We start from the raw sequence: 1,791 nt of genomic DNA on the forward strand, positions 1-1,791 counted from the left end.
TCTGGAAGCCGGCTTTCGGGCCTATGTGGCGATCCAGGGCCTTGGCCGCAGCCACCGCACCAACCAGAAGCAGCCGCCGTGGTTCCGCATGATCGCAACCAACGTCAAGGCGGAGCGGCGGTTCCTGTCGACGATCGCGCGGCGCCTCGACACCCTTGGCGCCATCACCCGCGGCCAGCGCCAGACCGGCGGGCAGGGAATGTTCCGGCCGGAAGACAATCTGGAATCGCAATACGGCCATGACGCCCTGCGGCAGTTTTATGGGCTGGTCCATCAGGGCAAGATCGAGGGTTGCTCGCTTGACCGGTTTGAAGCGATCACCGGCCTATCGCTGACCACGGAAGAGGGTGGCCTCAGGGACGAACTGCCGCCGATCCACACCTTCCTCAACCGCATGCTGGCGCTGACCATCAACATGCAGAACCTGCTCTTCGAAGCCTTCGAGCAATTGCTTGCCGCACGCATCGAGGGTGCCATCGCCGCCGGCGTCTACGACCAGGGCCTGGAGACCCTGTCGGGCGAGCGCATGACGGTGAAGGATCGCAGGCTGATCTACACGCATCCGGTGACCAGCGCGCAGTCGCACCTTCTGACCATCGAGCGGCCGGAACGCAACCGGCCGATGCCGCTCAAGGAGGCACTGTCCATCGCGGGCCATGATCCGCGTGTCCGGTTCATGGTCAACGGCAAGTCGCAGCGCGCCGCGGTGATGATCCCGACGCGCGCGACCATGCTGGACGACGGCACCATCCAGCCGCGTGTCTCGCTCCTGAGGCCAATGGGCGAAGTGCGCTTCGACGCGCAGCAACTCGAAGAGACGAACTGGGAAGAGGCCGACGAACGCATCTTCGCCGCTGCATGGGACGCGGAAGTGGCGACCGTCCCGGAGTTCACGGCGTCGACCCTCCACATGGTGGCGGGCCTGCTCCTGCCGATCTGGAAAATGCTGCCGCGCGGCTACCACTGCGTCTACCGGCTCCAGACCGACGACGGCGAACAGATCGTCGGCCGCATGATCACCGCGTCCAGCCTCCCGCAGCTCTGCCGCAACTTCGGGATCGACCAGGCGGCGGTGGTCACCCCTGAACAGGCATGGAACGCCGTGCTCGACGGATCCTCGGTGGTCGGCCTCGCCGGCGACATGTCTCTGCGCCGCGTGCGCATCATGAACGACTATCGCGTCGAGCTTATCGGGTTCACCACCGGCATGCGCGACTGGCTGAAGTCGATCGGCCTGTTCTCCGAAATGATCAGCTGGAAGCTGCGTTTCTTCGTGCCGACGACCGAGGAAGGTCCGGCGATCCTCGCCAGGTTGATCGAGCGTCATCGTCTCACCGGCATCGCCAGCCGATAACGACGGAGCCCCGCCATGTTGTCCGCCTCGGAATTGGCGGGCCGCCTCGCTGAGCATGCCGAGGCGGTCTGCAGTCACTATCTGTCGGCCGGCCACAAGGCCGGCAACTACTGGATCGTCGGCGACGTCGCCAACAGCAAGGGCCGCTCGCTCTATGTCCACCTCGCCGGCACGCGCAAGGGGCGCTGGACGGACGCCGCGACCGGCCAGTTCGGTGATCTGCTCGACCTCGTGCGGGAAACCTGCGGCCTGGTCGATTTTCGCGACGTCGCCGACGAGGCCCGGCGGTTCCTGAACGAGCCGGAGCCTGAGCCCGCATCGCCGCGAGGGAACGACACCAGCCCAAGCGGTGCGCCCGCTCGACCGGCGGCCGAGCGGGCGCGCCGTCTGCTCCGCATGACGCAACCGCTCTCTGGCACCTTGGCCGAAACCTACCT

Annotated in this window: 1 protein-coding gene and 1 pseudogene; both read left to right on the forward strand. The window is 66.3% G+C overall.

Translation table 11 applies throughout. The features are described from left to right. The coding region (locus ACODTY_RS23935) for a strawberry notch C-terminal domain-containing protein (protein WP_488996670.1) at window positions 1-1,354 on the forward strand (1,354 nt) is incomplete at its 5' end. A gap of 15 nt (window positions 1,355-1,369) precedes the next feature. Beyond that, a pseudogene (locus ACODTY_RS23940) lies at window positions 1,370-1,791 on the forward strand (DNA primase); the annotation flags it as partial.

This window comes from Mesorhizobium sp. FG116 (assembly GCF_057809835.1).